This window comes from Spirillospora sp. NPDC046719 (genome assembly GCF_040645715.1).
GTDB lineage: Bacteria > Actinomycetota > Actinomycetes > Streptosporangiales > Streptosporangiaceae > Spirillospora.
This window is the reverse complement of the sequence record NZ_JBEYYT010000663.1, coordinates 1-3,898: the sequence shown is the minus strand read 5'-3', so window position 1 is coordinate 3,898 and position 3,898 is coordinate 1. Positions and strand designations below refer to the sequence as shown.

Annotated in this window: 2 protein-coding genes and 1 pseudogene; 1 reads left to right on the top strand and 2 read right to left on the bottom strand. The window is 70.4% G+C overall.

Translation table 11 applies throughout. The features are described 5' to 3' along the window. Together ABZ914_RS48260 and topA are read right to left on the bottom strand one after the other, a co-directional pair. Positions 1-505 (bottom strand): annotated as a pseudogene (locus ABZ914_RS48260) (hypothetical protein); the annotation flags it as partial. Positions 506-533: 28 nt separating this feature from the next. Continuing rightward, a complete protein-coding gene (gene topA / locus ABZ914_RS48255; RefSeq protein WP_500201342.1) occupies positions 534-3,230 on the bottom strand; it encodes a type I DNA topoisomerase in 2,697 nt (898 codons plus the stop codon). Between the two features lie 253 nt (positions 3,231-3,483). Between topA and ABZ914_RS48250 the strand changes: the two genes are divergently transcribed. Continuing rightward, complete coding sequence (locus ABZ914_RS48250) at positions 3,484-3,669, top strand: DUF5703 family protein (protein WP_151540728.1); 186 nt, start codon at positions 3,484-3,486, stop codon at positions 3,667-3,669. Positions 3,670-3,898 lie beyond the last annotated feature (229 nt).

Below are 3,898 nucleotides of genomic sequence, written 5' to 3'. Positions count from 1 at the left end.
CGTCCTCCGGGGCGCCGCGCGCCACCACGGCCCCGCCCGCGGAGGCGCTCACGGTCGCGTCCGAGACGAGCGCCGGGAGCCCCGCGGCCGCCGCCGGCGTCCACAGCAGCGACAGGCAGCCGACCAGGAACGCGGCGGCCAGCGTCCACGGCAGCGCGTCCACCAGCGGCACCGTCAGGACGACCACGAACCGCAGCCCGTCCGCGATCAGCAGCGCCAGCCGCCGGTCGATCCGGTCGGCGAGCGCACCCGCGAGCGGCGCGAGCAGTACCGCCGGGAGCACGAGCAGGGCCAGCACGCCGCCGACCGCCCGCAGCCGGGCCCCGGTGTCGTCCTCCGGCAGCACCGCCATCGCCGACAGCGCCGGGACCGCGAGCCATTGGCCCAGGCCGGACACCGACAGCGCGAGCCGTAGCCGCCGGAACGTCCCCGCCGCGGCGGAGAGCGACGTGGCACCCGGCTGCGGCGCGGCGGGGTGCGGCCGGGTGGCGTCCGTTCTGGTCATGTCGGTCAGGGTATCGGCGCGAATGTCGTTATGAGCCGGACTTTGCAGAGGTGCGGCGGCGGGTCGGCGTCTTCTTCTTCCCGCCGCCCGCGGCCACCTTCTCACGCCGTTCCGCGAGCAGTTCCGCGGCGCGCTGGATCGTGATGGACTCGACCTCGTCGCCCTTGCGCAGGCTGGCGTTCGTCTCGCCGTCGGTGACGTACGGGCCGAACCGGCCCTCCTTCACCACCACCGGCTTGTCGCTCGCCGGGTCCTTGCCGAGCTCGCGCAGCGGCGCCGCCGCGGCGGCCCGCCGGCCCCGCTGCTTCGGCTGCGCCAGCAGCTCCTTCGCCTGCTCCAGCGTGACGGTGAAGAGCTCCTCCTCCGACCCGAGCGAGCGGCTGTCGGTGCCCTTCTTGATGTACGGCCCGAACCGGCCGTTCTGCGCCGTCACCGGCTCGCCGTCCAGCTCGCCCAGCGTCCGGGGCAGCGACAGCAGCTTCAGCGCGTCGTCCAGCGTGATCGTGTCCAGCGACATCGACTTGAACAGCGAGCCCGTGCGCGGCTTCGGCGCGTCGGCCTTCTTCGTCCGCTTCTTCTTCTCGCCCTCGGCGGGCGGCGCGGCCTCGGGCAGGATCTCGGTGACGTACGGGCCGAACCGCCCCGACTTCGCCACGATCATGTGGCCGGTCTCGGGGTCGACGCCCAGCTCCCGGTCGCCGCTCGGCTGCGCGAGCAGCTCCTCGGCCTTCTCCGCCGTCAGCTCGTCCGGCGCGATGTCGTCGGGGATGTTGACCCGCTCGCCGTCCCGGTCCAGGTACGAGCCGTACCGGCCGACCCGGACCACGATGTCGGAGCCCTTCACCGGGAACGAGCTGATCCCCTTGGCGTCGATGTCCCCGATGTCCTCGGTGAGCTCCTTCAGCCCCTCTTCGCCGTTGTCGCCGAAGTAGAACCGGGTCAGCCACCGGACGCGCTCGGCCTCGCCGCGGGCGATCTCGTCGAGACCGTCCTCCATGTGCGCGGTGAAGTCGTAGTCGACCAGGTTGCCGAAGTGCTGCTCCAGCAGGTTCACCACGGCGAACGCCAGGAACGACGGGACGAGCGCCGTGCCCTTCTTGAACACGTAGCCGCGGTCCAGGATCGTCCCGATGATCGAGGCGTAGGTGGACGGGCGGCCGATCTCCCGCTCCTCCAACTCCTTGACCAGGCTCGCCTCGGTGTAGCGGGCCGGCGGGCGGGTCGAGTGGCCCTCGGCGTCCACCGCGTTCGCCGACAGCGGGTCGCCCTGCTCCAGGTTCGGCAGCCGCCGCTCCTGGTCGTCGCGGTCGGTGGACGGGTCGTCCGCGCTCTCCACGTACGCCTTGAGGAACCCGTGGAAGGTGATCGTCTTACCGGTCGCACCGAACTCGGCCAGCTCGTTCTGGGTGGACGTGCCGGTCACGCGGATCGACACCGAGCGGCCCGCCGCGTCCTTCATCTGCGACGCGATCGTCCGCTTCCAGATCAGCTCGTACAGCCGGAACTGGTCGCCGGACAGGCCCGTCTCGGCGGGCGTCCGGAAGCTGTCGCCCGCCGGGCGGATCGCCTCGTGCGCCTCCTGCGCGTTCTTCACCTTCGACTGGTAGACGCGCGGCTTGTCCGGCACGTACTCGCCGCCGAACAGGGTCGCGGCCTGCCGCCGCGCCGCCGTGATCGCCGTCTCCGACAGCGTGATCGAGTCGGTTCGCATATAGGTGATGAAGCCGTTCTCGTACAGCTTCTGCGCCACCGACATCGTGTACTTCGCGGAGAAGCCCAGCTTGCGGCTGGCCTCCTGCTGCAACGTGGTCGTCCGGAACGGCGGGTACGGCTTGCGCGTGTACGGCTTGGACTCGACCGACTTGACCTCGTACGGCCTGCCGCGCAGCCGGTCGGCCAGCCCGCGCGCCGACGGCTCGTCCAGGTGCAGCGCGTCCTTCGTCTTCAGCGTGCCGTCGGACGCGAAGTCGCGGCCCTGCGCGACCCGCTTGCCGTCAACGGAGACGAGCCCGGCCTTGAACGCCTTGGGCTCCTCCTCCTTGCCGGTGTCGAACTCGGCGAGGATGTCCCAGTAGTGCGCCGGGACGAACGCGATGCGCTCGCGCTCCCGCTCCACCACCAGCCGGGTCGCCACCGACTGCACCCGGCCCGCCGACAGCTTCGGCATGACCTTCTTCCACAGGACCGGGCTGACCTCGTAGCCGTACAAGCGGTCCAGGACGCGGCGCGTCTCCTGCGCGTTCACCAGCGGCATGTTCAGCTGGCGCGGGTTCGCGGCGGCGCGCTGGATCGCGTCCTTGGTGATCTCGTTGAAGACCATCCGGTGCACGGGGACCTTGGGGTTCAGGACCTCCTGGAGGTGCCAGGCGATCGCCTCGCCCTCCCGGTCCTCGTCCGTCGCGAGGAAGAGCTCGTCGGCCTCCGCCAGCAGCTTCTTGAGCTTGGCGACCTGCTGCCTCTTGTCGGAGTTGACCACGTACAGCGGCTCGAAGTCGTGCTCGACGTTCACGCCGAGCTTCGCCCACGGCTCGCCCTTGTACTTGGCCGGCACCTCCGAGGCGCTCCCGGGCAGATCCCGGATATGGCCGATACTGGACTCCACGATGTAGCCACGGCCCAGGTAACCCGCGATCGTCTTCGCCTTCGCAGGCGACTCGACGATCACCAGGCGCGTTCCGGCGCCGTTCGCCCGGCCACTCTTCGCAGTGCCGTTCTTGGCTGGCACAGTCGCTCCAACCTCGCTGTCTGGTCTTCTAGCTCACACTCTTCTTACACAGGCTTCCTACAACGTCGCAGGATGGCGGGTTCATGCCCGGATGTCCCACTGCCGCCCCTTCGGTTCCGCTCCGCCCGCGGCGGGCGCAACTCTCATCCGCCGCTCGCCTCCGGACAGGATGACATGCCGCCACCACCCGTGCGGACCGGGCCGCCCACCGTACGATGCACAACACCCGGTCCACCAAGTAATAATGGTCGCAATGGTGCAGTACACCTACCTCGTCCTGTCACTGCCGGCCGGCACCACGCGTGACACCGCCCGGCAGATCCTGACCGAGCACGCCGAACACGGCGGCTGGGAGATCGATCGGTTGCGCCTCTACCCGGACGGCCGCCGCCGTATTCAACTGCGCCGCAAGGTCATCCGGGCCGTCCGCACGTTCTGACCGCCCCGCCGGGCGTTCCGGCTGTTCCGGCCGATCGCGGAGGTTCGCTCCGTTTCCCCCGTTCCAGGAGCTCAGGGGCCGTTCGCGGCGGGTCCGCCGAGTCTCGGACGGATCGTAGCACTACGTACGAATGCTATGACGTCCCGTAATCATAGTCGCCGGGCGGCGTGCTCGGACCGGCGTCCGGAAATGGCTTCGCCCGCCCCGGACCGCGCCTCCGGGACGGGCG